Genomic DNA, 23,368 nt, shown 5'->3' on the forward strand with positions numbered 1-23,368 from the left:
CTATTTAGATTTGGGGTAGTTGCAATCAAATACTGCTACTAACTGGGTATCGCTCTTTCTAAAGCTGGCAGTTTTTCCGTATTGCGCACAGTAGGCATTGGCTTTTTGCGTGAGCGATTCGATTGAGTCGCCATCGCTATTGAGAAACGTTACATGATTAGCGTCAGAAGCATCGGTATAGACTGCCGCACATCCACTCAATAATAGAATGCTCAATGGCCATACCCGAACGAGTTGCTTCATCACTCTCTCCATAAAAAATTTGTATTTGTTAATCATAGCGTCTATAGCGCTTAACTGTTATTCTGAAATGGTGATCACTATTTTGCGCCCTAGATAGGGGAGTGCTCTGACTAAGGTCAGATTCTCATCATCCATTACTCTAGGAAACTATATGGCTGTTGGCCAAAATCAAAGAAATAGAAAAAATGACTCCATGCTTACTAAAACTGGCAAAGCCAGATTGGGACCCCTCAATACTGCTCAACTGAGCAAGCTGCTTGAATCTAGCACTAAACCTAAAGAAAAAGATAAGATCCAGAGGGCGTTGAATAAGCTTGGAAAAACTATCCTTCCGCTTGCAACATAAAATATCAAACAACAGCCCCGTTTATTCGGGGTTTTTCTTGTGTCATACTTAAATTATGAGCACTACCAGATTCTGCCTAATTCGCCATGGTGAAACGACCTGGAATACCGAGAGGCGCCTGCAAGGTCACACTGATACTCCGCTGAACTCACGAGGCGAGATACAAGCCCGGCAAATGGCGCAAGCCCTTAAAAACGCCAACCTATCTTTTGATATTTTGTACTCTAGCGATCTTCAGAGAGCAGTCAATACTGCCAATGCGATTGAGCAATTATTTGGAGTACAAGCCACGATCGAGAGCGCTTTGCGAGAGCGGAATTTTGGAGTACTTCAAGGCTTAAGTATTGAACAAGCACCGATAGCCCATCCTGCAATATGGCAAGCGCATATTACCCGCGAGCTCGATCATGATCTGGCGGGTGGAGAGAGCATTCTTCAGTTTGCTGCGCGCGTTGAAGGGGTAATTGAAAAGCTACGCATGCTTCACAGTGGAAAAACCATTTTGCTTGTGAGTCATGGGGGCACTCTAGACATGATGTATCGTATTGCTAGCAAACAATCCTTGGGCTCCGAGAGAATTGTTTCGGTACCCAATGCCTCTTTAAATTGGATTGTGCATAACGATCAAGGCTGGTCTGTTGAGCGCTGGGCTGACACACGCCATCTTGAAGGTGGCGCTCTTGAAAACGTAGACCTCTAGTAATAAAGCCGCCCTTAGGCGGCTTTATACTTTAGAACAATGCTATTACTTTCTAATGTGGGCATGACGTGCAGCATCTTGTGACATGCCGTCACCTCTTGGCTTGCCCTCTAATGCCTCTTTTTCAGCGGTAATTTCTTTACGACGCTCTTTGCAAGAACCAGCAATCTCTTGCAGTGCTTTACGCGCTCTTGCAGCAGAGGCTTTAACCCCTTTGCCATGAAACTTTTCATTTTCAGCTTGATATGTTTCAAAAGCTGCGATTAATTTGTCATGATGAGACATAGTTTTCCTTATACATTGTTGAATGAATCTGCCTAAGGTGCACTTTAACCCATTCCCTAGCTAATGCGCTACTTATTGCGTCCAACGATCAATAATGGCCTTGAGCTTCTCCGGGCCAAGCTCATTTAGATATTGATTAAAGTCGTCGCGTAGCTTCGAGCCCTTTTTAAAGGCAAATCCTAGCTTATCGAAGCCAACTACTTGATAGCTGCTACTAACCGGTAAATTGAGGGATTTTTGGTAATTCACTAACATCACCTTATCCACAAAGACTAAGTCTACATTGCCATTTTGCAAGGCTATTAATGCCTCTGTTGGTGATGGGTACAACTTAACCTGATCTACTGAATAGTAGCCCTGGGGTTGCAGGACATTCTTTACGTAATCATCAAAGACAGTCCCCGTGGGGTAGGCAATCGTATAATTTTTGAGCTGCGATAAATCGGTAATTTTGATATTGCGCTTATTGAGGCCAATAAGATCCCAACTACTAACAAAGTATGGATTAGAGAAATCCATTACTTCTTTGCGCTTATCAGTAATCGATATTCCTGAAAAGGCGAGATCTGCCTGCCCACTAGCAACAGCGCCCAACATTCCTAGCCAGTCATAGGCAGTCATCTTGAAGTTGCATCCACGTGACTTACAGTAGCCCTCAAAGATTTCTAAATCAATGCCTGCGTATTTGCCATCCTTTTCAAACAACATTGGTGGAATCGATGGTGTCACTGCCACCTTGAGGACATTTGCTGGCTCTTGTTTAGAGCAAGCGCCCAAAAATAAGATTGAAAACAGAAAGATGGTGAAGATGCGGGTTAATTTCATGTGATAGGTATGGGCCATTAATCAGATGATTTATCTTAACAAGGATTGAATTAAAAAAACCACCCGAAGGTGGTTTTACTTGCAGCACTTTTGCTTAAATTCGACTACCTGCACCAGACTTACAAAACTCAACAATGGCATCTGAGAATTTTAAGTAACGCGCATTGACTTTCCGAGACTCGCTTAACTCTGAAACATCTTTAGAAACTTCATTCTTAAAGCATGCATCCTCATATCCAGGGTGGTATGGGGCTTCTTGGGTATATTGATTACTCATATTGCTATCCTTATTTAGTAAGTTGTTAATAGATCGATTCACAGATCAATTCAAACTACTAAATTAGCTAGGGATGGTTTTCATTGCGAGGCTCCTAATTATTGACGTGCATGCTATCAATGCATGCGCGCCTGCCGCTCCCCCTGTCCTTGATACCTGAGAGATTCACCTTCAGCTTTGCTGAAGGCTTGCTCCTTCGGTGCACCATAATCGGTGACTCTCCAGACGGCTATTTAGGATAAGCAGTACTTCCCGATTCGGTACCTGAGCGTTCATGGGAGTTTGCGCCTTCGGTGGAGGTGTTCACCTCACTCTCCTGCTTGATGTGAAGTATATCGTGAATTTTTTATTTTAGGTGTATGCAGATAGTCAAAGACCAATGAATAAAGCCCCGTAAATACGGGGCTTTATAAGGCTAGGAAACCGCTCTAATTACTTGCTACGAGTTTTAGTAGCTTTTTGGTTCTGAGTAAATTGACCCTGAGCGCTCTTCATTGCGGTTTCAACGCTTTTTTCGAAGTTTGCAAATGCGTCTTGAGTGCTTGTGCGAACTTGGTCGAAGTTTTGCATGGCGGTATTAAACGCTGTAGTAAATGCGCTAATGTAAGCCTCTGAACCAGCCGGCGCCTTTGATGTTGCTGCGGCAACGAAGTTTTTTAAGTCATCCTGGGATTGATCAATGGCAGATTCAACCGCCTCAACCAATTCCTGATTTCCGCGGCGCAACACTGCAGCCACTTTCTTTTGATAATCGGCCACTTGAGCTACTGCCTCTTGCACTTCTGGACTTTGTAACAACTCCAATGCTGCCTTAGCATCCTTGCCCTTAAGCAACTCTGCCGCTTTTGCTTGAGCATTTGCCACAGCCTGCTGAGCGGCTTGGTAATTGATCTCTGCTAGCTCTTGAGCATTTTCTAGGGCTGTTTGGCCCAAAGCACGGGCATTTTCGGCTGACTTAGCTTGATTTTCTACGAACTGGTTGTTGAACATGATTTTTCCTTTAAAGGTTAATTTGTTGCACTGCACCATATTAAGCCGATATTTTGGTCATAGCAAGCAAAAAATGCTGCAAAGCAACATATAATCACGTTTAAGCTGAAAAAAATTGCGTTTAAACGCGATTTGGCGGCACCAGCAACTGGCATCTAAAGTGAAATGAATTAATGTTTTTTGATATTTGTATTAGATTTATAGTGCTTGCACTGATGTGCCTGGCAACTTCAAAGGTAAATGCCCAAACTGCATCGGAGTGGTTTCAAAATACCACTACCCACCTAGAGTCGATTTGGGACAAGGGAAGTAACGAACTTTATGTTCCCTTGTATACCTACCATATGCCCTATGCCTACTCACAAGAAAAAATAGATCAGTACACCGAATATCCCATGGGGATAGGATTTGGTAGAGGACTGATCAATGAAAGCGGAAATTGGGAAGGCATTTATGGCATGACCTTCAAGGACTCCCATGGCATTTATCAATACATGGTGGGCTATGGATGGATTCCGATGTGGAATATAGGCAAAAGCTCTGACTGGAAATACGGCGCGGGTGTCACTGCCTTCATTATGTCCCGACAAGACATCATGAACTACATCCCTTTTCCGGGGGTGTTACCGATTGCCTCAATCAGCTATAAAGATTTCAGCCTGCAAGCAGCCTATGTTCCGGGCGGCCAAAATGTAGGCAATGTTTTATTTTCTTGGGCCAAGATTACGCTGCCCTAATGCAGCTAACTATTAGCGCTGCGCATTAACTTTAATAATTCATCGTCATGCTCTGGCAAGCCATCTAGCACTCCTGTTAATTGGGGCATCTTTTTGACAATTTCTTTTGCCAAGAAAAAGCGCATAGACCAAGCTGGAAAACGTCTAGCCTCAATATCGCCCACCTCTAGCATGCGAACATTTTGATGGCGTGGATCTTTCTGAATTTTTTCCCACAACAGCATGACGGCTTTCTTAGGGCCTTCAATGGTTTGACCAAAATGCTGATTCTCATAAAAGAGAACCCCTGTAATTGCTAATTTTTGATTGAGCTGTGAAGCCTGATCGGTTAAGCGCATTAAGGCCAAGACACCCATATCTTGGGTGGCCTTGCTAATATAACTAAGAGAAATGAGCTGGGGCTGATTCATTGCAATGAATGCAGACTAACTATGGACATCATGACTATCTACCCTGACACACCAAAGGCATTTCCCATAAGGGCTTCTCTTGCCTGAAATCACAACTGACCCCATCCGGTGATGTAGAGCTTGCCTGACACCCACCCAACATAATCGCAGTGATAGCAAATAGGATAATGCTCAATATTGGGCGTACAGTCATATGATCGTTCAGTAGATTATTAGCTTTAAGTCTAAACAGCAAGCATCCGCTTGCCGGCTTATCTTAAAGAATTGACACTATCTCACTTAATGAGCTTCCTTCATAGTTGGGGCGTTCCCCAATCTCTTCAAAAGGATGCCCCAATCGATTAACCCAAAAAACATCAACACCAAACCATTTAGCCGCCAAAGCATCCCAAGCATTACTAGAAATAAACAAAATTTCTTTTTTTTGCACAGGAAAAGCTTTTAATAAGAGCTCATATACTTGTGGCGCTGTTTTGAATAATCGCACCTCTTCTACAGTGAGCAATTGATCAAGGTATGGAGTTAGTCCACCACTCTGAACAACGGTAGCAAGCATTTCTTTGCTGCCGTTAGACAAAATCGCCGTAAATTTACCTTGCTCCTTAATGGTCTTCAAAACATTAAGGCTATCCTCAAACGGAGTGAGCTTGGCATATTGATCCATGAGGTGCTTCTCATACTCTGGAGTAAGAACTAAAGCCATTCGTTGGCAAACATAACGCAAAGACAAAATAGTGATGTCCCAGAAGGGCAAGTAATGCTTGCTACCACTTGGATTAGGATCACTCATCGTCACTAGTCGGGTGTATTCAATTTGACGATCGCGCCACATCAAGGCCAATGCCTGACCATTTCCAGGAAAAAACTCTTCGGCTAACTGACTAATTGAGTACACATCGAACAAGGTGCCGTAGGCATCAAAAGCAATAAGCTTATACATTGTTAAATTCGATTCTTTCTAGATTTACTGATTGCAGTCTAGCAAATACGCGCTCATAGCGTTGTGGTTTATTCATGTAAACACCAGTCTGACAACTACCAAAAAATCCCTTTTAAGTAGTTATCGACTTAATCGATTAAGTTCTTCATATAAATTCGTTGGACTGATCAGCCCATTAAGCGCAAGATACACCCATCGCAACTCATAAAAGATGGAGATCAGCATGAAAGTACAAATGAAATTAGCGGGGCTAGCTGAAAACCTATATTTTCTTAACCATGAATATGACAGGGATTTAGCAAGTATTTTGAAACCAGAGACCTTACAGGGAGAACAAACATGGGCATCTTGATTGCATACATTAGGGGCTGAAGATTAATTAACCCAACTTACTATCAGCAATATGATAGTGGGGGTCTTCGTAAGTGTTGACCTCCACCATATCTTTTGCCTTCTCAAGCAACTCTAGACAATCGGAGCTGAGGTGTCTTAAATGGAGTCGTTTACCCTCTGCTTGATATCGAGTAGCAAGAGTGTCAATTGCCTCAACGGCTGAATGATCCATCACCTTTGAGCGCTTAAATTCAATGACAACATGCTCAGGATCTTCTTTAGGGCTAAACAAGTTTTGAAATTGGGCAATAGAAGCAAAGAATAAAGAGCCCTCTAATTCATAAACCTTCCAACCTTTGTCATCTGTGTAAGTTTTGACATTAATTTGCTTAGCATGTTGCCAAGCAAAGACTAGGGCGGCAATCACAATGCCTAAAATGACCGCAATGGCCAAGTCAGTAAATACAGTAACAACCGTTACAGCAACAACAATGATGGCGTCAGATCTTGGGATCTTTTTAAGCGCAGCCAGACTACCCCATTCAAATGTTTTTTCGGAAACAAAGAACATCACCCCAATTAAAGCTGCTAGAGGTATCGCCTCAATGAGGCTCGAACCAAACAAAATAAAGCTGAGTAAAAAAAGTGACATCGAGATGCCCGACAACCTTTTAAGGGCGCCATTATTCACATTGATCATGCTTTGACCAATCATGGCACAACCCCCCATGCCTCCAAAAAAGCCTGTCACAATATTGGCAGCTCCCTGTGCCATACATTCTTTGTTTGGCTTACCACGGGTATCAGTCATTTCATCAATGAGATTGAGCGTAAGTAAAGACTCAATCAATCCAATGGCAGCCAAGATAATGGCATACGGGAAAATAATACGTAGAGTCTCAAAACTCAGGTCTACATTAGGAATATGAAATGTTGGTAATCCACCAGCAATAGAGCCCAAGTCACCAACAGTCTTTGTTTCTATGCCAGTAAAGGCAACCAATAAGGACACTGCCAAGATGCCTACCAGCGTAGCTGGAACGGCTTTAGTAATCTTGGGAAACAAATAAATAATCACCATCGTTAGAGCGATTAAACCCAGCATGACATAAAGGGCTTGTCCACTCATCCAAACAGTAACTCCGTTGGCATCAGTTACCTTGAAGTGGCTGAACTGCGCCAAAAAAATCACAATTGCTAGGCCATTGACGAAACCCAACATGACTGGATAAGGCACCATTCGAATTAACTTACCTAACTTAGCAACGGCAAATAAGACTTGTAGGACGCCCATCAGGACTACAGTAGCAAATAGATATTCGACGCCATGAGTGACCACTAAAGCGACCATTACTACTGCCAAGGCACCAGTAGCTCCCGAGACCATTCCCGGTCTTCCGCCAAACGCCGATGTAATTAAAGCAACAATAAATGCTGCGTATAAGCCTGTTAAGGGGGATACATGTGCAACCAAAGCAAAAGCAATAGCCTCCGGAACCATTGCGAGAGCAACCGTAAGGCCTCCCAAAATATTAATTTTGATTTCTTGTGCTGAGATTGAGGTCATATGGCTTTCTATGAGCACAACAACCCATTTGTTGTTACGTCAAAAGTGATGATATTAAGGGTGTTAACGAGCTACTGATTTTAAACCACGTATTAGATGACCTAAAGAATAGGCAATCTACTTAGCAAACCCAATAAGACATTCTCCTTCATATGCTCATGGGCTTCATCATGGAAATTCAATACCGGTGATGCACATTACTATACTGAAGCATTGCCATCTCTAATTTGCGAGAAGAACACTATGGATTTAATTGCAATCTTTGTATCACTCGGCCTACTAATGCTACTCGCCTATAGAGGTATGAGTGTATTAATTCTGGCCCCAGTGATGGCACTACTAGCAGTCTTGCTCAGCGGCAATCTCAGCGACCTCTTGCCTATTTACACCCAAGTGTTTATGAAGGCAATGGGCGGCTATCTCATTCAATACTTCCCACTCTTTCTATTGGGATCAATATTTGGCAAGCTGATGGAGTCCTCAGGATATGCTTTAACGATTGCAAATGGCATCACGCAAAAATTGGGTTCTCAACATGCGCTTCTGGCTGTTGTACTTGCTTGCGCTATCTTGACCTATGGCGGAGTCTCTTTGTTTGTTGTAGCTTTCATGATGTTCCCCATCGGCAAATCACTCTTTGAGCGTTCATCAATATCACTCAATTTATTGCCAGGGGCAATTGCATTAGGTGCGTTCACATTTACCATGACGGCCTTACCTGGAACTCCTTCAGTACAAAACTCGATACCAAGCCTTTTTTTGGAACAGATGCTTTTGCTGCACCGGGACTGGGCTTTATTGCTAGCTGCATTATGTTGGGTTTTGGCGCAGTATGGCTCAATCGCCAAAAGCGTTTACTGGGTCAAAGTGTCAAAGCTACACCCGCTGATTTTTCTGATCAACATGATTCCAGAAATCAAATCACCTCTATCGCTATAAAAATACCTTTTCAAATTGCGATCTTGCCCATCCTGCTTATGGGTCTAAGCAATTTGCTGATGGCTAAATGGTTTTTGCCTCATTGGCGCCCTCAATTCTTACAAGAAAACACTTTTGGTATTTCATCACTATCATCGCTCACGGGGATTTGGGCCATCATCATTGCTCTCACAGTAGGCATCCTATTTATTTATATTCTGCAAGCATTAGTGGCGAAACAAGCCGCCAAAGCAAACGAAGCAATTAACCAAGGATCGATTGGCTCTATGCTGCCAATTCTGAACACTGCCTCAGAAGTAGGCTATGGCTCAGTGATAGCAAGCTTGAGTGGCTTTGTTTTGATCAAAGAGTTTGTGCTCAATATTTCACCTGGCAATCCCCTCATTAGTGAAGCTGTTGCTGTGAATGTACTTGCTGGCATTACTGGCTCAGCATCTGGCGGCATGTCAATTGCATTGCAAACTCTGGGTGCTGATTATTTAGCCAAAGCAACGGCGCTGGGCATCAGCCCTGAACTCTTACATCGTATTGCCGTCATGGCATCTGGCTGCATGGATACCTTACCGCACAATGGTGCTGTGATTACCCTTCTAGGTATTTGTCAACTCACCCATCGCGAGGGCTATCGCTATATTGCAATGGTCACGATTGTGTTTCCATTAATTGCCCTAGCTGTAGTAATTCTTCTTGCCTCTATATTTGGGAATTTTTGATAGTGCTGTGTAAGGGCTGCAGAATTGTTCATAGGAAAACATCATGCAAGAAATAGATAGGCTTGTGAATACGCTACAACTAGAGCCCCATCCAGAGGGTGGTTTTTATAAGGAAATGCATCGATCTACAACCGTTGTACGAGATGCAAATGGGGCGAGCAAGAAAAGTGCGTTAACTAGCATCTACTATCTGCTCTCAGGTAATGACTTTTCATCTTGGCATCGAATTAGCTCTGATGAAACTTGGTACTTTCATCTTGGTTGTGATGTGCTGATTTACTTTTTTGATCAAAATAAAATCTTGCAGACCTTACAACTAGGGCATGAATCTCAGAATTTACAGGCAACCATTCTTGCCAATACTTGGTTTGCCGCTAAACCTCTACAACAAGATTCCTTTAGCTTAGTCAGTTGTGCAGTAGCGCCCGGCTTTGAATTTGAAGATTTTGAAATTGCAAACCGAGCGGCTTTATTAACAGAATTTGGCAACTCGGCAGACAATAGGAAAGCGATTGAGGATTTCACGCGGGTTTAATGGCATCTATACAAACTATGAGCCAACAACAGCTTCAACCTGACGGGTTTTAATCCACTGAATAATTGCCTTAGTGGCAAGCTCCTCTCTTCCGGCCATGGAATGAAGATGGGTGCCCCCACAAATATCTCCAGTTCCTTCGCCACCCCTTACGGTAATCAGATTACTTTTAGAATACGCCACCACGGTTGAATATGGCGTATGTGAACATTGGTCATCTCCATGATGAATGTTAAGCACCGGGGCTTTTAATGCTGCCATATCAAATGACTCTACTGAAGAGCCATAACTCCTGTTGTAATTATTAGCTACGGTCATAGATGCAGAGTGAATACTGCCCTGTATTTCATTGCCCAGATTTTTAGCTAGCCACTTCGATGAGACTGTTCCATAGCTATGGCCCATGACGTAGAAATTATTGATGCCATACTTTTCCTTTAGAAGCGCAATAATTTTTCGCACATCATCGGCATGCTGCTTTGACGATCGATAATCGTCATTACAAGCTAGAGGCTTATTACCAGGGGCAACTTTATTTTCATCGCTTGGGCAATCCATGACTACCAGCGCAATACCTGACTGGGCAAATAACTCCGTGTTGTTCTTTAAATAGTTTAGATTTCGCTTCCAATCGTTTTCAGACTTGATGTTCGCAATTCCAGACCAGCCACGATAAAAGAGTAATGCAGTATCTGATGGGACTGATGGTTTTAATAAGATCGCTCTTTGTACAACTGGTGATTTTGAAAAAACTCCCGACTCCCTCCCCACATCAACCTCTAAAAGGATGGGGGTCATTGTCTGAGCGATTGCCTGATTTAAGCAAACTAGAGTGCAGATGCCCAATAACCATTTCATAATAAATTCCTTTAGCTCCAAAATGCTTTTATTTTTGCTGCCTCAGCTTTGGATCGCTCATAACCAATGCGTAGGGCGCCTGCAATTTGTTTGGGGTCAAGCAAATTTATGCCCTTCGGGGTTCCTGCAACGATCCACATCGTCTTGGTGCCAGAAGCCTCTATGTCTTTAATGTTTTTAGCAATGGGGTGTGGAATCGTCGTGAGAACTGCACCTGTCACGCCATCAGTCAAGGTAATAATCAAGGATCGTTTAGAGCCGGCCACTAAATCCACATGCGCCGGATTAGAACAAATGCCGCCATCCATGACATAACGCTGGCCCAATAAAGTTGGCCCAACAACACCGGGCAAGGAGCTACTGGCTGCAGCACCATGAGCCAAGGGGATATTATTTTTTCTAGCAGCCTGTTGACTGACGACTATGCGCTCTCCGGTATAGCAGTCAATGCCTGTTGTATACATTCGACTAGTCGGCCAATCTTTTTTGCTATCTCCTGTTAGCAATGCAGCCAGCTTTTCAAGACGCTCACCGTTTAACTTGTTATCGGCGGCTAGGGCGGCATGGCCTATAACTCTGCGTGTCTCAATGCTGCCATCAACCGCACTCATGTTTAGTTGATCTGCCCGCATTTGACTGAGGTTAGGCTTAGTTACTGGTGCGATCTTGGCAAGGATTTCAGGAAACTTTCCAAAGAAATCAAATTCACTTCGCAAGCGTAAGAATTCCCCTGATAGTAATGATGAGCCCATATATGATCCAGCAGAAGTCCCCACAACCATCTCAGGTAGCTTGGCCATATCTAAACCTTGTTCAAGCAGGCCATGGAAAAATCCGCAATACCAAGCGATGTAGTATTCACCGCCACCACCCAGAACCATAGTACGGTCCATGCCCTTAGCTAGCCTTGAAACTGTAGGTTTACTAGCAATTGGAATTGCCAAACCATCATCGGCGTATAGATTTTTAGAAATCTCTTGTGCCTTGAGCTCAAGCGTTGATTTTGGAATATTTGGCTGAGCTAAGGCAGACTCCACTCCAGCAACACTGACAAGTGATGCAGATCCTATTACGGATGTTTTTAGGAAATGGCGGCGAGAAGATTGGGTCATGCTAGCTCCTTCAATAGTTAATCAATTTATAGCAGATGCCAAAATGAAAAACCACCCGAAGGTGGTTTAAGGAGTGCCATATAGAATAAAAAATTTTATTGTGGCATCACAATATGAAGTGCTTACTTGTCAAATTTAACAGTGACACCACTGGCGCTCAGATTTAACTGGAGGCCCTCAGAGGTGCTTGTTAGGCGCATGATGACACCATTCTCATTTTTTAGTATTGTTCCGCCAACACCGCCACCCAATGTAATACTGCTCTCAAGCTTAGTAAAAGTGCCTGGGAATTTGGCAAGATCAGCCAGGTCATAAACTTCGCCACTAGCAGAGAGTTTAGATACGCCCACATTGGCCCCAAGACTCATGCCACCAATTTTGAAAGGATATTTTTTTCCTTGGTAGGTTAACACGCCGCCGCCAGTGCTACCGCCAACAATTAAGGCAAATTGAGTTTCATTAATGCTCACTGTGCCAGATGGCTTTTTGGGTGCGTCTGCAGCGCTTGCGCCAAAACTCAAAACAGATAATCCCAAGATTAAAAACGATAGTACTTTACGAATACTTGTCATGTAACTTCTCCACTGATTGCAACCTACAAATCCTGATTGCGTAATTAGCAACATTGCTTCCTTAAGCTTACTCTAGTTAGTTAAGCATTACAAATCGACAACCTGCTTTAAGGCTCAGACTAATCCTCCCAAGGAAATCGTTGGCGAGACAACTCCTCCATGATCTCGCGCTTGCTTAGAGCGGATTTTCTTTCGCTGTATGTCTGATTTTTAGCGAGGTCAGCTTTTTTGTCCTGAGTCTCAGAATCTTCATTATTAGGACTGTTGTAATTAGCCTTATCTGCGCTGCTTTCATTCGCTTTATTAGTCATCACTTTGCTTATTCAATATTGAATAAAAGACATTACCTGAAAACGAAAGCTCAATCAATCGTGCTTAGTTCGTCCTACTTTCTTGTGTGTAACGCCTTAATAATGCCTTGCGCTATCTTCATAGGCCTTTCACCAATGCCGTATATCTGCTCAAGATGAGATGGGTCAATCTCTATTATCTTTTGTGCTTTACTTGCTTGAGCGTTCCCATGACTAATCCCTCTCAACCTGCCTGATAGTGGGGCCGTAATTATCTGTGCTTCGATATCTCCCAAAATCTCTCCCGCCTTGACAACATCACCCACATTAAACTGGGTATTCCATTTACCCGCTTGAGGGGCATAAACAATGCGCTCTCGTGTGTGGCCATCAATGGGCTTGGGATGGCCTGCAAGAGCTTTCGTTGACGACCTTACGCTTTCGCCTAATGAACCTCCCCAAGCAGTCTCAATAGCAAGGTCACAGTTATTGCCGACCTCAAACCCAGGACCCAAGCCAATCAATAACGCTTGATGCTGGGCTTTCCAAGCGGGTAACTCGGGAAGCATTCTTTTTCTCATGCGCGCATCAATCACGAGACCGACACTCAATTGAGTAAGTAATTTTGCTACATCGCAACTGCTTACTAGTACTTCCCGCACCTCTGTAAAAGAAACATCATCCGTATAGCGCGCCTTAACGCTGCTCAATAAAGCGGCGCCTTCGTAGAATGCATCGACAAAGCTCATGCCGCGACGTGCATGAGCGGGAGCAATGTCGTCAACAATAATGGCCTGAAAACCCTCAAGAGTTAATTGATGGGCGACCGCGGAGCCCACATCTCCACTACCTTGAATAATTGCAATAGGCATAGTCTATTTTATGCGCTACTAGATTTATTCTTCAGGGAAATACTCTATATGCACTTCGCCTTGTCTACCAAAATAACTTGCCTGTTTACCAGTGATCCAAACCATATACCCAATACAGCCAGCCAACATAGTTAATTCCAAAAACTGTGGGTATCTAACCTGATCACTCTGAGCCCCATGAATTGCCGCAACAACACCCTCACGATTAAATTCATTTGGAATCTCTATGTAAGGCATTTTCATAGGGATGCGAATAGCTTCATTGCTGGACAAATAATATGTAGTTGACTGATCTCGATAGTCGGCAAAATAAGATTCGATCCCGGCACCGACTAAACGAGTCAATACCTGGGGAAAAGTTAAAAGGCCCGCATGGGATTCATGGGCGTACTTTTCAAGAAGCTCTTTCGTCAGAGCATTCATTGATTGCCTTTAATTACCAAAGGAACTCCCACCTCTCCAACATAAAACATAATGAGTTTTACGGGTACAGATCCTGTGTTGGCTCCATAGTGCCATTTATCGACCAACTCAACAATTGAGTCACCTTCATTCAAAATTAATTGTTTACCATCCTTTGCGGTCACCGTGAGCTGCCCTTGCAGAATGACGCCCGCATTAATTACCGGATGTTTATGCATGGGCAATCTTATGCCCGGTGGTATTTCATAGCGAAGAATAGTAATTTCAGGGTTCTTGGCAGGGTACGGTGGAAGCGGGCTACCGTCCCACTCTTTAGTAGCCTTCAGAATCTGGGTAACTTTAACTTCGCCCGGGATTTGATTGGCCTGCGCTAACTGAGCAAATGAAGTTAGCGGAAATGCTGTCAATAGAACTGCAATCAGATGCTTCATGTATGACCCCAATCTAGATTTGAACGATATCAATCAGCGCCTAATGCTTGGGTTGTTTATTTACAGCCTTCTTATAAGCATCTATTCCGCCCTTGGATTTCCATTCTTCATACCCACCCTGAAGAATGCGTAAATTCTCATAACCTGCCATCCTAAGCACAAAGCCTGCCTGCGCTGAAAGGCTGCCGGTATTGCAGTAAATCAAGACTGGTTTATTTTTGGGGATCTTATCTTTTTGCGCCAATACTTGTCGCCATTCAATATTGACTGCGCCGGGAATATGACTCTTATCAAACTGTGTCTTATCCCGAGCATCAATAATCATCATCTTTTGATATTCTTCTGCAGGAATTTGCTCGGCAAAGATAACCCCGCCACCATAGTCCACAAACTCTAAATAGCCTGCCATCTCATCAATCGCAATGGCTTTGTTATCAGCAAATGCTGGGCTTGCCACCAATGATGCCAGCGCAAGCGCAAGTAATATTTTTTTCATTTAAGTATGGTTGTTGTGGTTGGTGGATTTAGCAAATATATCCTAAGTCGGCCTTCCTAACATTGCTAACTGGGATGGAATCAATTAGATCCTATGATGCCCAATCCTATCCAACTAGCTCATATAGGGCCCATCCCAAGTTCAAAACAACCAATGCAATCAAGGTAGCAAATGTGAGCTTCATGCCCAAAATACGCTTACTGAACTCTGGTGGTGGCTCATGAATACCTATAGCGTGAATTAATCGTCCAATGATTAAAGTGATGCCTGATATCGCCACCAACCACCAAGGGGCTCCATTTAACTCTAAGCAAGCGATCAAGATGATTCCGAAAGGCACGTATTCAGCAAAGTTTCCTTGTGCACGAATCGCCCTCTCAAGATCCTCGTGACCCCCACTTCCCAAGCCAACCTGATTCTTTTTTCTAAGGCCAATAACAGCAAATGAGAGTTTGATAAAGATGATCGTTAAGGCGGCGGCAATAATTGAGGTGATTAATAACATTTTGAGCTCCCAAGAGAATTCTTAGATATTAATTAGAAAAAGAAAAAACCACCCGAAAGTGGTTTTAGTCTTTTTTGGTGGCCCGGGGCGGAATCGACCGGAACCAAGGATGCCTTACTCTGTGGGAGGCAATTCTGCTCCCGCTGGTCTTTTGTAGCGATTGTAAGACCACATATATTGGCGTGGCTTTGAAAGTATCATTTTCTCAAAACATTGATTCATTTCTGTGCAGGCATCAACTAGGCAATCTGGAAAGGCTTCTGTCATCAATCGACTCTTAATTAGCCAGCCCTTTCCCAGCCCCAGCCTTTCTGCCCCCACAAAAAGAACTGCTACGTTCGCTTGGCGAGCCAATTTAACTGGAAATGATGTTGTGTAGGCATATTGATTAAAAAATTTAGCCCATACTCCATCGCCAACGCTGGGCACCTGGTCCGCCAATAGGCCAACTACCTCACCTTTTACCAAAGCTCGTTTAATCTGACGAACACCACTGATATTTGCTTCAACAAAATCAATTTCAGGGTGTTTACGTGACTTAAGCATAAGCTCATTCACCCATTTTTTTCTAGCTGGTCTATACATTACTGTTGCCCTTGTATGCTCAGCAAAAATACGTGGCACTATTTCAAAGCCCCCTAAATGTGAAGCAAGAACAATTAAGCCTTTTCCATTTTTGGATAGCTCAATAACTTGATCTAAATGCTCTATGCTAACTTTCTCAATGGACGATTTTGGATGTCGCCAAATCCATAATGTGTCAGCAAACATCATTCCAGATTCAGCCGCCACCCTCCACGGGGTTGATTTGAATCCCGAATAATGGGCTGCGCTCTCATGGTTTGTATAAAGACGTCGCCGGTACCTGGGAGATAATAAGTAAATCAATACGCCTATGCCAGCGCCAATAATTTGAATGGCTGCCAATGGAAGAGAGCTAAATAGCCTCAATGTGAAATTCAACATTGGCCATTCTAGACGCTATTAATGAAAAAACCACCCGAGGGTGGTTTTGGTGTTTTTTGGTGGTCCGGGGCGGAATCGAACCACCGACACAAGGATGCCTGACTCTACCTATAGGCTTGGTAGATAGTAGATTTGCCATTAAATCCAATTAATAAAACATCGTAAGCATCTTTTCTGCCCTTATATTCAGGACCATCCATACCCGGAGAGCCAACTGGCATAGCAGGAACAGCAAGTCCAACCGCTTTAGGCTTTTCTGCCAAGAGTCGCTTAATTTCTTTAGCAGGCACATGACCTTCAATCGCGTACCCACCAATTAATGCGGTGTGACAAGAGCCAAATTGGATAGGCATTCCTAACTTCTTGCGAATCTCATCATTGCCATCTAGATAAGTTTTGACAAAAAAACCATTCTTCTCAACATGGTCAGCCCAATCTTTACAACAGCCGCAAGTAGGACTCTTCCACATAGTAATCACAGGTTTTTCAGTGGCGGCAAAACTCAGCGTAGGCAATAAAACCAATCCTAAAGAAATAAGTCTCCTTTGTTGATTTATTTGTTTCATCTTTTAACCATCACTTTCTTAAAGTAAAGATTGCCCTTACAGGCAATCCCCTGATTAGTGGTTGTGTCCTTGGGTATTCATTGGCATGTTTTGTTTCATTTGTCCATTACCCATCATTTGCTGATGTTGCTTCGCCATCTTTTCATGCTCTTCGGGATGACAAAATTCATGGCTATCAGCACCAGAACTCATTTGATGAGAACTAGCCCCCTTGTAACCAAGAATGGATGGATCTAGCATGCCTGCAATCATCGCGACGTGTCCAAATACCAAGAACAAGGCAACACAGATCGCATGGATCTTTAACTTACCCATTTGATCTAGTGCTCGATTAACTAAACCGAACTCTTGTAGGGCAATCCAGATCAGCGGCAATCCTGCGATGACGTAAGTGGTGACAGCGATTACATCAATCACAGTTCTCCACTCACCTGCCCGTGTAATAGGAATGATGGCATTAGTCACAATGTAGTAAATAATGCCGATAAAGTAGATACCCACTGCAATTCCAGAAAAGCGATTGAGGTAATAAACTGCGCCATCGAACTTACGAGTAAAGAGTATATATAGCTCAGTAATAGCTAAGGTTTCGGCCAAAACAATTGGTATGGCCATAAAAATAATTAAATTCCAAGGCTGATTAACAGCCAATAACTCCATGTAGTGAGTCATGTTCATAAGATTTCTCCAATAGATTGCGGTGGCTAGATGCCACAAAATTAGTTAATGCGTAGTTAACTATTCAGTCTTGGAGGTTTGAAGATGTGATTGGGGATTGTCTCAATAACTAATTGAGGAACCCACACAACAAAGTGGCTGGAAAAATCTGGCTGAATATATTGGTCTTTAGATAAGCTTGCTATTACGCCCAAACAGCATTGATGCTGTGCTTGATGGTTTGTTGATTGTGACTTATCAATTGTTGTATCGACAGTTGAATGACAATCATGTTGAACAACATGCTGAGAATATGACTGCCCTAGCCCGACATTAGCCGTGGGCATGCTACCCGCATGAATGAGGCTAGCAAATAAACTCAGGCAGAGAGCAGTACAAATATTTCTCATATCTTAATTCTATGCCCATTTAATGATTTTGTCGTTTTAGACGACATTCCTATAATGGGGCAAGCACACAAACTAAAGGCTCAAATGGCTTGGATCATCGCCAAATACTTACTAACCGCCGGAATGATTGTATTCATTTCTGAAGTAGCCAAACGCAGCGATCGACTGGGTGGCTTTATTGCGGCATTGCCGCTGATGACTCTTCTAACACTTGTATGGCTATATGTTGAAAACCAATCCGAAGAGAAGATAGCTAATCACGCTTATTACACCTTCTGGTATGTGATTCCCACCCTACCCATGTTTTTACTATTTCCATACTTGCTTCCAAAGTTAGGCTTTTGGATGGCTATGGGAGCTTGCGTAGTGGTGACATTTGTCTGTTTTGGCCTATTTGCCTTGATGATGAAGGGCTTTGGAATTAATCTTCTGTAAATGAAAAAACCACCCGAGGGTGGTTTTGGTGTTTCTTGGTGGCCCGGGGCGGAATCGAACCACCGACACAAGGATTTTCAATCCTCTGCTCTACCGACTGAGCTACCAGGCCAAGACTGAGGATTATAAATGAAACTGCTGAGGAGCTTTAAAAATGCGCCTACTGTGGCCATCTCTTGGGTAAACCTGGTAAACCAGGGCTTGCAGGGGGCTCCTGCTTCATGACGGCGGGTCAGCCTGCTCCTGTGCAGACTTTTGAAATATCACCATAGCCATCGACATCACCACAAACGCTAATCCCAGGGTATATGCGGGATTTATTTTTGCTAAGTAGCCCCCTAGTGCTGCACTGCTAATAAATAGCAAAATGGAAATTAGCCTTCTCAGCCATCTATCACTCTTGCTACCGCCCAGGGGAGATTCAGCAATCAGAGCTGTATATGTCCCAGTAAATAATGTCGTCGCAAGATCAGGGATGCCATGGACCCGAATAATTACAGTCATTGCACCCATAGACATAGATAAAAGATTTACTAGAACATCTCTGAGGAGATGATGTGTTTCAGGCTGGCGCCAAAATGCCAGTAACATCGCCAGTCCAATTAAAAGCCAAACAAACCAAAAAACTTTGCGTGAACGATTGCCAGCACCACAAGCCTTCATCATTCTGGTGGCAACAATCACACCAACAGCGAAACCTATCAGAGCACGAAGATATTTAAACCCCAATTCAAATGGCTGACCTTCTGAAAGTGCCACAGCAAACAGCAGCATATTGCCAGTCATCATGGCCGAGAATACTCCATGAAGCCCAACAAAAGAAGTCACATCCACCAAGCCGCAAACACAGGCTAAAAGATAAATGCCAAATTTATGCTCTGGTATGCGCATAGAACTCTTTCTTAGCGAGAAATCTGCATAGCTAGTTGCTCTGCTTACTTATCAATGGCACAAGTAGCAAAGCCATCTCTAATAATTGCAATATCTTTCAAATTTAGCTTTTCCTCAAGGGGTAATGCTTAAACGCAAATACGCCCCGAAAACGACTAAATGAATGATGCCCTGAGCAAATGTAGCCCTTCCCATGGAAATCGTCATGATGCTTAAGATGAAGGTCAGCATTAAGAAGACTAATGATTTGGCATCGAGGCCAAGCGTTAGGGTGATGCCAAAGACATAAGAAAGAATAGCTACTACTGGAATGGTGAGGCCTACACTGGCCAAGCCCGACCCATACGCTAAATTAAAACTATTTTGCATCTTGTTATCAATTGCCTGCCTAATTGCTGTAAAAGACTCCGGCAACAGCACTAAACAAGCAATCAGAATTCCAACAACTTCATGGGGCGCTCCTACCGCCTGAACTCCAGCCTCAATAAATGGCGCCAATTGCTTGGCAAGCACAATCACAGCAATTAATGCCATGATGAGCGCAAAGGCGCTGATGATCGTTTTCTGATTGCTTGGCTTTGGATGGGATTTTGATCCATGCACAGCGTGATCAAAGACGGGTGCCAAAAACAGTGTCTTGTGACGAATAGTCTGAGCATACACATAGGTTACGTACAAAATAAAACACGCTATTGCAGCACCTCGTAGTTGAGGAAGGGTGTAATTTGGCCCTGGTGTGCTGGTTGTGTAGGTAGGCAACACAAAAGCGAGTGTGGATGCCGTGATTAAAAGCGCTAATGCAATATTGCTACCCTCGGACTTAAAAATAGTCTCATGATGTTTGATGGCACCTATTAGCAAGCTAACGCCCACTATGCCGTTGCACACAATCATGATGGTGGCGAAGATTGAGTCCCGCACAACCGCTTCGCTACCAGGACTTCTGCTTAATAAAATACTAGCAATCAAGGCTACCTCAATGACAGTAACGGCAATGGCTAGTATCAATGTGCCATAAGGTTGGCCAACGCGATGCGCGATAATTTCAGCAAAATATACCGAAGCAAGTACTGCGGCTATGAGTGCGGTTGTCAGAATAAGCGCTGTAATCATGGGATGTAATTTTTAGTATGGGTAATATTATTTTTTAGATCTCAACACTAAGAAATTCGGTACGCTTAAATTCCAGTGAATTGCACAAGCCCTAAATAAGAATATTTGTGCAGAACAAAGCACCTCGCCAAGAAGAGCATGCTCAGGGAAAAACTTTAATACTGCAATCATAGATACGCAACCCAAAAGCACTGGAATAATATAAAGCTCGCTGGACATTAAAAGTGTTTTCCGTCCAGCGATCACATCTCTAATTACCCCGCCACCTATAGCAGACATCACACCAAAAATAAGGGGAAGAATTGGTATGGTGTAACCAAGCTCCCAAACCTTAAGAGTCCCCTGCACGGCAAACAAGGCCGCGCCAAAGGCGTCTAGGTACAGCATTAATAAATACACCTTATTGATTCTAAAAAGTGGTCTTGCGATAAAGACGCATGCACTAGCCAGAACAGCCAAGCGAATCTCCGTAGCATCTGGCAGCCAAAATACCGGCACACCAAGCATCAGATCGCGCAAGGTTCCACCGCCTACAGCAGTAATTCCACCCAAAACAACTACTGCGAAAATGTCAATATCGTCTTTCTCATTAACCGCAAGAACTGCCGTGATTGCAAAAGCAATCGTAGCTAAACTTCCTAACCAGAAATTAAGTGTTTGAGAGTCCATTAGGATCCTTAGATTTTCCACGGGCAGCGTGCAACTTTTTATAACTATCCATCAGACGGTGATGCCTATCAAGCCCCTCCAGCTTGATGCTGGTCGGCGTTAAGCCATAAAATCGCACGCTTTTATCGACCGAGCCTAAAACCGCGCTCATCCTCTCATCACCGAACATGCGTCGAAAGTTTATCTCGTAGTCTGCAAGCTCAAGTTCATCATCTAACAAGATTTCTAAGACTGCATTTAAGGCCTGATAAAACAATCTACGCTCAACCGTATTGTCGTTATATTGCAAGAAAGCACCTACCAGTTCTTGCGCCTGCTCAAAGTTCTGGAGTGCAAGATGAATCTGTAGCTTGAGCTCTAATACTGTTAGCTGACCCCAGGGAGTGTTCTCGTCAAACTCGACTCCAATCAAGGTAGCAATATCACCATATTCATCTAGCTCATTACTCTCTAATCGCTCAAGCAAGGCATTTAGGCTGCTATCGTCTAGTTGATGTAGATTCAAAATATCATTGCGAAACAATAAGGCTTTATTGGTGTTGTCCCAAACAAGATCTTCAATTGGATAAACCTCGGAGTAGCCTGGTACTAGAATTCGGCACGCAATTGCTCCCAACTGATCATATGTTGCTACATATGATTCTTTACCTAACTTGGCAAGAATTTCAAACAAGGTTGCAGCTTCTGCAACATTCGAATCCTCGCCATGGCCTGTGAAATCCCACTCAACAAATTCATAATCCGGCTTTGCGCTAAAAAATCGCCAGGACACAATGCCACTGGAATCAATAAAGTGCTCAACAAAGTTGTTCGGCTCTGTCACAGCCTCGCTTGAGAAAGTCGGCGCAGGTAAATCATTTAAACCCTCTAAACTGCGCCCCTGTAGTAGCTCGGTCAAGCTTCGCTCTAGCGCCAGCTCTAAACTGGGGTGCGCACCAAACGAGGCAAACACACCGCCTGTGCGTGGATTCATTAAAGTCACACACATGACTGGGTAGATTCCGCCAAGTGAGGCATCCTTTACCAGCACTGGGAAGCCCTGTTCCTCTAGGCTCTGAATACCCGCAAGGATGCTGGGATATTTTGCCAATACCTCTTGGGGCACATCCGGCAAGGCAATTTCTCCCTCAAGAATTTCACGCTTAACAGCACGCTCAAAAATCTCAGACAAACATTGCACCTGCGCTTCAGCCAAAGTGTTGCCAGCGCTCATGCCATTACTGACATACAGGTTTTCGATCAGGTTCGAAGGAAAATAAACCGTCTGACCATCTGACTGCCTAACATAAGGCAAGCAACAGATGCCACGCTGGGCATTTCCAGAATTGGTGTCGATTAAATGAGAACCCCGCAATTCACCATCAGGGTTATAAATTGTTAGGGAGTATTCATCCAAGATGCCAGCAGGTAGTTCATCCTTACTTCCTGGCTTGAACCAACGCTCATTGGGATAGTGCACAAATTCACTATTAGCAATCTCGTCGCCCCAAAATGCGCCAGCATAAAAATGATTGTTGCTTAATCGTTCAATGTATTCACCCAAGGCGGACGCCAAAGCACTTTCTTTTGTAGAGCCCTTGCCGTTCGTAAAACACATGGGCGAATGCGCGTCACGAATATGTAAAGACCATACGTTTGGAATGAGGTTGCGCCACGAGGCAATTTCAATCTTGATTCCCAAGTTTGCCAATACTGCAGACATATTGGCAATGGTTTGCTCTAGTGGCAAATCTTTACCTGCTATGTAAGTATTGGTATCCAGGCTTGGCTTTAAAGCCAACAAAGCCTGAGCATCCGCATCTAGATTCTTCACCTCTTCTATCACAAACTCGGGTCCAGCCTGAACCACTTTCTTAACAGAACAACGTTCAATGGCGCGCAAAATTCCCTGACGATCATTTGCCGAAATATCTTCGGGCAGCTCTACTTGAATCTTAAAAATCTGTTGGTAGCGGTTTTCAGGATCCACAATATTATTTTGTGAAAGGCGAATATTCTCTGTAGAAATATTGCGAGTATCACAATAGAGCTTTACAAAATAAGCAGCGCACAATGCCGATGAGGCGAGAAAATAGTCAAATGGGCCAGGAGCAGATCCATCACCCTTATATCGAATAGGCTGATCGGCAATTACTGTGAAGTCATCGAACTTCGCTTCGAGTCGCAGCTTATCGAGAAAGTTAACCTTAATTTCCATGGGAATATTCCGAAAGTGCTACAAGAGTGAAGTGGGCACTATTTACGATCACTGTGCCGATATTG

At 43.5% G+C, this 23,368-nt stretch carries 29 protein-coding genes, 1 tRNA gene, 1 pseudogene and 2 riboswitches; of the genes and pseudogenes, 6 read left to right on the plus strand and 25 right to left on the minus strand.

The genetic code is table 11. The features are described 5' to 3' along the window. A complete protein-coding gene (locus FD974_RS09515; RefSeq protein ID WP_215364571.1) occupies positions 1-243 on the minus strand; it encodes a hypothetical protein in 243 nt (80 codons plus the stop codon). 401 nt (positions 244-644) lie between these two features. Between FD974_RS09515 and FD974_RS09520 the strand changes: the two genes are divergently transcribed. Next, a complete protein-coding gene (locus tag FD974_RS09520; protein ID WP_215364573.1) occupies positions 645-1,289 on the plus strand; it encodes a histidine phosphatase family protein in 645 nt (214 codons plus the stop codon). A 45-nt stretch (positions 1,290-1,334) separates the two neighbouring features. Here the strand turns inward: FD974_RS09520 and FD974_RS09525 are convergent, their stop codons facing one another. The 4 genes from FD974_RS09525 to FD974_RS09540 form a co-directional block, all read right to left on the minus strand. Continuing rightward, positions 1,335-1,574 carry a hypothetical protein gene (locus tag FD974_RS09525; protein ID WP_215364575.1) on the minus strand — a complete coding sequence of 80 codons (240 nt, stop codon included), beginning with the start codon at positions 1,572-1,574 and terminating at the stop codon, positions 1,335-1,337. Between the two features lie 72 nt (positions 1,575-1,646). Next, entirely contained in the window at positions 1,647-2,399 is a 753-nt protein-coding gene (locus FD974_RS09530; RefSeq protein ID WP_215364577.1) for a transporter substrate-binding domain-containing protein, read from the minus strand. Between the two features lie 94 nt (positions 2,400-2,493). Beyond that, entirely contained in the window at positions 2,494-2,676 is a 183-nt protein-coding gene (locus tag FD974_RS09535) for a hypothetical protein (protein ID WP_215364579.1), read from the minus strand. 133 nt (positions 2,677-2,809) lie between these two features. Next, positions 2,810-2,911: riboswitch (glycine riboswitch) on the minus strand. 10 nt (positions 2,912-2,921) lie between these two features. Continuing rightward, positions 2,922-3,005: riboswitch (glycine riboswitch) on the minus strand. A 103-nt stretch (positions 3,006-3,108) separates the two neighbouring features. After that, the gene (locus tag FD974_RS09540; protein ID WP_215364581.1) at positions 3,109-3,666 is read right to left on the minus strand and encodes a phasin family protein; all 558 of its coding nucleotides are present in this window, start codon (positions 3,664-3,666) and stop codon (positions 3,109-3,111) included. 203 nt (positions 3,667-3,869) lie between these two features. On the opposite strand from FD974_RS09540, the gene pagP reads away from it, so the two are divergent. Continuing rightward, positions 3,870-4,403, plus strand: a complete 534-nt coding sequence (gene pagP, locus FD974_RS09545) for a lipid IV(A) palmitoyltransferase PagP (RefSeq protein ID WP_215364583.1) — start codon at positions 3,870-3,872, stop codon at positions 4,401-4,403. A gap of 5 nt (positions 4,404-4,408) precedes the next feature. Here the strand turns inward: pagP and FD974_RS09550 are convergent, their stop codons facing one another. The 3 genes from FD974_RS09550 to FD974_RS09560 all read right to left on the minus strand — a co-directional run bounded on the left by FD974_RS09550 (position 4,409) and on the right by FD974_RS09560 (position 7,653). Next, positions 4,409-4,813, minus strand: a complete 405-nt coding sequence (locus FD974_RS09550) for a BLUF domain-containing protein (protein ID WP_215364585.1) — start codon at positions 4,811-4,813, stop codon at positions 4,409-4,411. Between the two features lie 256 nt (positions 4,814-5,069). Continuing rightward, entirely contained in the window at positions 5,070-5,753 is a 684-nt protein-coding gene (locus tag FD974_RS09555) for a haloacid dehalogenase type II (protein WP_215364587.1), read from the minus strand. A 379-nt stretch (positions 5,754-6,132) separates the two neighbouring features. Further along, on the minus strand, positions 6,133-7,653 hold the full coding sequence (locus tag FD974_RS09560) for a SulP family inorganic anion transporter (RefSeq protein WP_215364589.1): 1,521 nt from the start codon (positions 7,651-7,653) through the stop codon (positions 6,133-6,135). 243 nt (positions 7,654-7,896) lie between these two features. Between FD974_RS09560 and FD974_RS09565 the strand changes: the two are divergent. Then, positions 7,897-9,305: pseudogene (locus FD974_RS09565) on the plus strand (GntP family permease). 43 nt (positions 9,306-9,348) lie between these two features. Next, positions 9,349-9,840 (plus strand): cupin domain-containing protein, encoded by a 492-nt coding sequence (locus FD974_RS09570; protein WP_215364591.1) that lies wholly within the window; start codon positions 9,349-9,351, stop codon positions 9,838-9,840. Positions 9,841-9,855: 15 nt separating this feature from the next. Here the strand turns inward: FD974_RS09570 and FD974_RS09575 are convergent, their stop codons facing one another. From FD974_RS09575 to FD974_RS09630, 12 genes are all read right to left on the minus strand, one after another. Further along, positions 9,856-10,698, minus strand: coding sequence for an alpha/beta hydrolase (locus FD974_RS09575; RefSeq protein WP_215364593.1), 843 nt, complete (start codon positions 10,696-10,698; stop codon positions 9,856-9,858). A gap of 11 nt (positions 10,699-10,709) precedes the next feature. Beyond that, positions 10,710-11,810, minus strand: coding sequence for a patatin-like phospholipase family protein (locus FD974_RS09580; protein ID WP_215364595.1), 1,101 nt, complete (start codon positions 11,808-11,810; stop codon positions 10,710-10,712). Between the two features lie 122 nt (positions 11,811-11,932). Beyond that, entirely contained in the window at positions 11,933-12,436 is a 504-nt protein-coding gene (locus tag FD974_RS09585; protein ID WP_251374601.1) for a DUF1134 domain-containing protein, read from the minus strand. A gap of 65 nt (positions 12,437-12,501) precedes the next feature. Further along, positions 12,502-12,693: a hypothetical protein gene (locus tag FD974_RS09590; RefSeq protein WP_215364598.1), complete on the minus strand. Its 192-nt coding sequence runs from the start codon at positions 12,691-12,693 to the stop codon at positions 12,502-12,504. 74 nt (positions 12,694-12,767) lie between these two features. Then, positions 12,768-13,544: a hypothetical protein gene (locus FD974_RS09595; protein ID WP_215364600.1), complete on the minus strand. Its 777-nt coding sequence runs from the start codon at positions 13,542-13,544 to the stop codon at positions 12,768-12,770. A 24-nt stretch (positions 13,545-13,568) separates the two neighbouring features. Further along, positions 13,569-13,967 carry a DUF1398 family protein gene (locus FD974_RS09600; protein ID WP_215364602.1) on the minus strand — a complete coding sequence of 133 codons (399 nt, stop codon included), beginning with the start codon at positions 13,965-13,967 and terminating at the stop codon, positions 13,569-13,571. Then, positions 13,964-14,398, minus strand: coding sequence for a cupin domain-containing protein (locus FD974_RS09605; RefSeq protein ID WP_215364604.1), 435 nt, complete (start codon positions 14,396-14,398; stop codon positions 13,964-13,966). The genes FD974_RS09600 and FD974_RS09605 overlap by 4 nt, the downstream gene beginning before the upstream one ends. Before the next feature lie 40 nt (positions 14,399-14,438). Continuing rightward, entirely contained in the window at positions 14,439-14,894 is a 456-nt protein-coding gene (locus FD974_RS09610) for a rhodanese-like domain-containing protein (RefSeq protein WP_215364606.1), read from the minus strand. 106 nt (positions 14,895-15,000) lie between these two features. After that, positions 15,001-15,399, minus strand: coding sequence for an MAPEG family protein (locus FD974_RS09615; protein ID WP_215364608.1), 399 nt, complete (start codon positions 15,397-15,399; stop codon positions 15,001-15,003). A 114-nt stretch (positions 15,400-15,513) separates the two neighbouring features. Then, a complete protein-coding gene (locus FD974_RS09620; RefSeq protein WP_215364610.1) occupies positions 15,514-16,326 on the minus strand; it encodes a lipid A biosynthesis acyltransferase in 813 nt (270 codons plus the stop codon). 143 nt (positions 16,327-16,469) lie between these two features. Beyond that, positions 16,470-16,931, minus strand: coding sequence for a DUF411 domain-containing protein (locus FD974_RS09625; protein ID WP_215364612.1), 462 nt, complete (start codon positions 16,929-16,931; stop codon positions 16,470-16,472). 54 nt (positions 16,932-16,985) lie between these two features. Then, positions 16,986-17,609 (minus strand): DUF6803 family protein, encoded by a 624-nt coding sequence (locus FD974_RS09630; RefSeq protein WP_215364615.1) that lies wholly within the window; start codon positions 17,607-17,609, stop codon positions 16,986-16,988. Positions 17,610-17,787: 178 nt separating this feature from the next. On the opposite strand from FD974_RS09630, the gene FD974_RS09635 reads away from it, so the two are divergent. Together FD974_RS09635 and FD974_RS09640 are read left to right on the plus strand one after the other, a co-directional pair. Beyond that, a complete protein-coding gene (locus tag FD974_RS09635; RefSeq protein ID WP_215364617.1) occupies positions 17,788-17,925 on the plus strand; it encodes a hypothetical protein in 138 nt (45 codons plus the stop codon). Between the two features lie 157 nt (positions 17,926-18,082). Then, positions 18,083-18,433, plus strand: a complete 351-nt coding sequence (locus tag FD974_RS09640) for a DUF3147 family protein (protein ID WP_215364619.1) — start codon at positions 18,083-18,085, stop codon at positions 18,431-18,433. A 36-nt stretch (positions 18,434-18,469) separates the two neighbouring features. Here the strand turns inward: FD974_RS09640 and FD974_RS09645 are convergent. The 5 genes from FD974_RS09645 to FD974_RS09665 all read right to left on the minus strand — a co-directional run bounded on the left by FD974_RS09645 (position 18,470) and on the right by FD974_RS09665 (position 23,303). After that, a tRNA-Phe gene (locus tag FD974_RS09645) sits at positions 18,470-18,545 on the minus strand. Positions 18,546-18,652: 107 nt separating this feature from the next. Continuing rightward, a complete protein-coding gene (locus FD974_RS09650) occupies positions 18,653-19,324 on the minus strand; it encodes a YoaK family protein (RefSeq protein WP_215364621.1) in 672 nt (223 codons plus the stop codon). A 114-nt stretch (positions 19,325-19,438) separates the two neighbouring features. Then, positions 19,439-20,437, minus strand: a complete 999-nt coding sequence (locus FD974_RS09655; RefSeq protein ID WP_215364624.1) for a calcium:proton antiporter — start codon at positions 20,435-20,437, stop codon at positions 19,439-19,441. 27 nt (positions 20,438-20,464) lie between these two features. Beyond that, the gene (locus tag FD974_RS09660) at positions 20,465-21,106 is read right to left on the minus strand and encodes a trimeric intracellular cation channel family protein (protein WP_215364626.1); all 642 of its coding nucleotides are present in this window, start codon (positions 21,104-21,106) and stop codon (positions 20,465-20,467) included. After that, a complete protein-coding gene (locus tag FD974_RS09665; protein ID WP_215364629.1) occupies positions 21,087-23,303 on the minus strand; it encodes an OsmC domain/YcaO domain-containing protein in 2,217 nt (738 codons plus the stop codon). Before FD974_RS09665 ends, FD974_RS09660 begins: the two co-directional genes overlap by 20 nt. Positions 23,304-23,368 lie beyond the last annotated feature (65 nt).

Origin of the sequence: Polynucleobacter sp. es-EL-1, from assembly GCF_018687975.1 — a bacterium.
GTDB lineage: Bacteria > Pseudomonadota > Gammaproteobacteria > Burkholderiales > Burkholderiaceae > Polynucleobacter.

Coding starts and splice junctions, on each gene's coding strand:
- FD974_RS09515 (WP_215364571.1), bottom strand. CDS start 243: ATGAAGCAACTCGTTCGGGTATGGCCATTGAGCATTCTATTATTGAGT.
- FD974_RS09520 (WP_215364573.1), top strand. CDS start 645: ATGAGCACTACCAGATTCTGCCTAATTCGCCATGGTGAAACGACCTGG.
- FD974_RS09525 (WP_215364575.1), bottom strand. CDS start 1,574: ATGTCTCATCATGACAAATTAATCGCAGCTTTTGAAACATATCAAGCT.
- FD974_RS09530 (WP_215364577.1), bottom strand. CDS start 2,399: ATGAAATTAACCCGCATCTTCACCATCTTTCTGTTTTCAATCTTATTT.
- FD974_RS09535 (WP_215364579.1), bottom strand. CDS start 2,676: ATGAGTAATCAATATACCCAAGAAGCCCCATACCACCCTGGATATGAG.
- FD974_RS09540 (WP_215364581.1), bottom strand. CDS start 3,666: ATGTTCAACAACCAGTTCGTAGAAAATCAAGCTAAGTCAGCCGAAAAT.
- FD974_RS09550 (WP_215364585.1), bottom strand. CDS start 4,813: ATGAATCAGCCCCAGCTCATTTCTCTTAGTTATATTAGCAAGGCCACC.
- FD974_RS09555 (WP_215364587.1), bottom strand. CDS start 5,753: ATGTATAAGCTTATTGCTTTTGATGCCTACGGCACCTTGTTCGATGTG.
- FD974_RS09560 (WP_215364589.1), bottom strand. CDS start 7,653: ATGACCTCAATCTCAGCACAAGAAATCAAAATTAATATTTTGGGAGGC.
- FD974_RS09570 (WP_215364591.1), top strand. CDS start 9,349: ATGCAAGAAATAGATAGGCTTGTGAATACGCTACAACTAGAGCCCCAT.
- FD974_RS09575 (WP_215364593.1), bottom strand. CDS start 10,698: ATGAAATGGTTATTGGGCATCTGCACTCTAGTTTGCTTAAATCAGGCA.
- FD974_RS09580 (WP_215364595.1), bottom strand. CDS start 11,810: ATGACCCAATCTTCTCGCCGCCATTTCCTAAAAACATCCGTAATAGGA.
- FD974_RS09585 (WP_251374601.1), bottom strand. CDS start 12,436: ATGTTGCTAATTACGCAATCAGGATTTGTAGGTTGCAATCAGTGGAGA.
- FD974_RS09590 (WP_215364598.1), bottom strand. CDS start 12,693: ATGACTAATAAAGCGAATGAAAGCAGCGCAGATAAGGCTAATTACAAC.
- FD974_RS09595 (WP_215364600.1), bottom strand. CDS start 13,544: ATGCCTATTGCAATTATTCAAGGTAGTGGAGATGTGGGCTCCGCGGTC.
- FD974_RS09600 (WP_215364602.1), bottom strand. CDS start 13,967: ATGAATGCTCTGACGAAAGAGCTTCTTGAAAAGTACGCCCATGAATCC.
- FD974_RS09605 (WP_215364604.1), bottom strand. CDS start 14,398: ATGAAGCATCTGATTGCAGTTCTATTGACAGCATTTCCGCTAACTTCA.
- FD974_RS09610 (WP_215364606.1), bottom strand. CDS start 14,894: ATGAAAAAAATATTACTTGCGCTTGCGCTGGCATCATTGGTGGCAAGC.
- FD974_RS09615 (WP_215364608.1), bottom strand. CDS start 15,399: ATGTTATTAATCACCTCAATTATTGCCGCCGCCTTAACGATCATCTTT.
- FD974_RS09625 (WP_215364612.1), bottom strand. CDS start 16,931: ATGAAACAAATAAATCAACAAAGGAGACTTATTTCTTTAGGATTGGTT.
- FD974_RS09630 (WP_215364615.1), bottom strand. CDS start 17,609: ATGAACATGACTCACTACATGGAGTTATTGGCTGTTAATCAGCCTTGG.
- FD974_RS09640 (WP_215364619.1), top strand. CDS start 18,083: ATGGCTTGGATCATCGCCAAATACTTACTAACCGCCGGAATGATTGTA.
- FD974_RS09650 (WP_215364621.1), bottom strand. CDS start 19,324: ATGCGCATACCAGAGCATAAATTTGGCATTTATCTTTTAGCCTGTGTT.
- FD974_RS09655 (WP_215364624.1), bottom strand. CDS start 20,437: ATGATTACAGCGCTTATTCTGACAACCGCACTCATAGCCGCAGTACTT.
- FD974_RS09660 (WP_215364626.1), bottom strand. CDS start 21,106: ATGGACTCTCAAACACTTAATTTCTGGTTAGGAAGTTTAGCTACGATT.
- FD974_RS09665 (WP_215364629.1), bottom strand. CDS start 23,303: ATGGAAATTAAGGTTAACTTTCTCGATAAGCTGCGACTCGAAGCGAAG.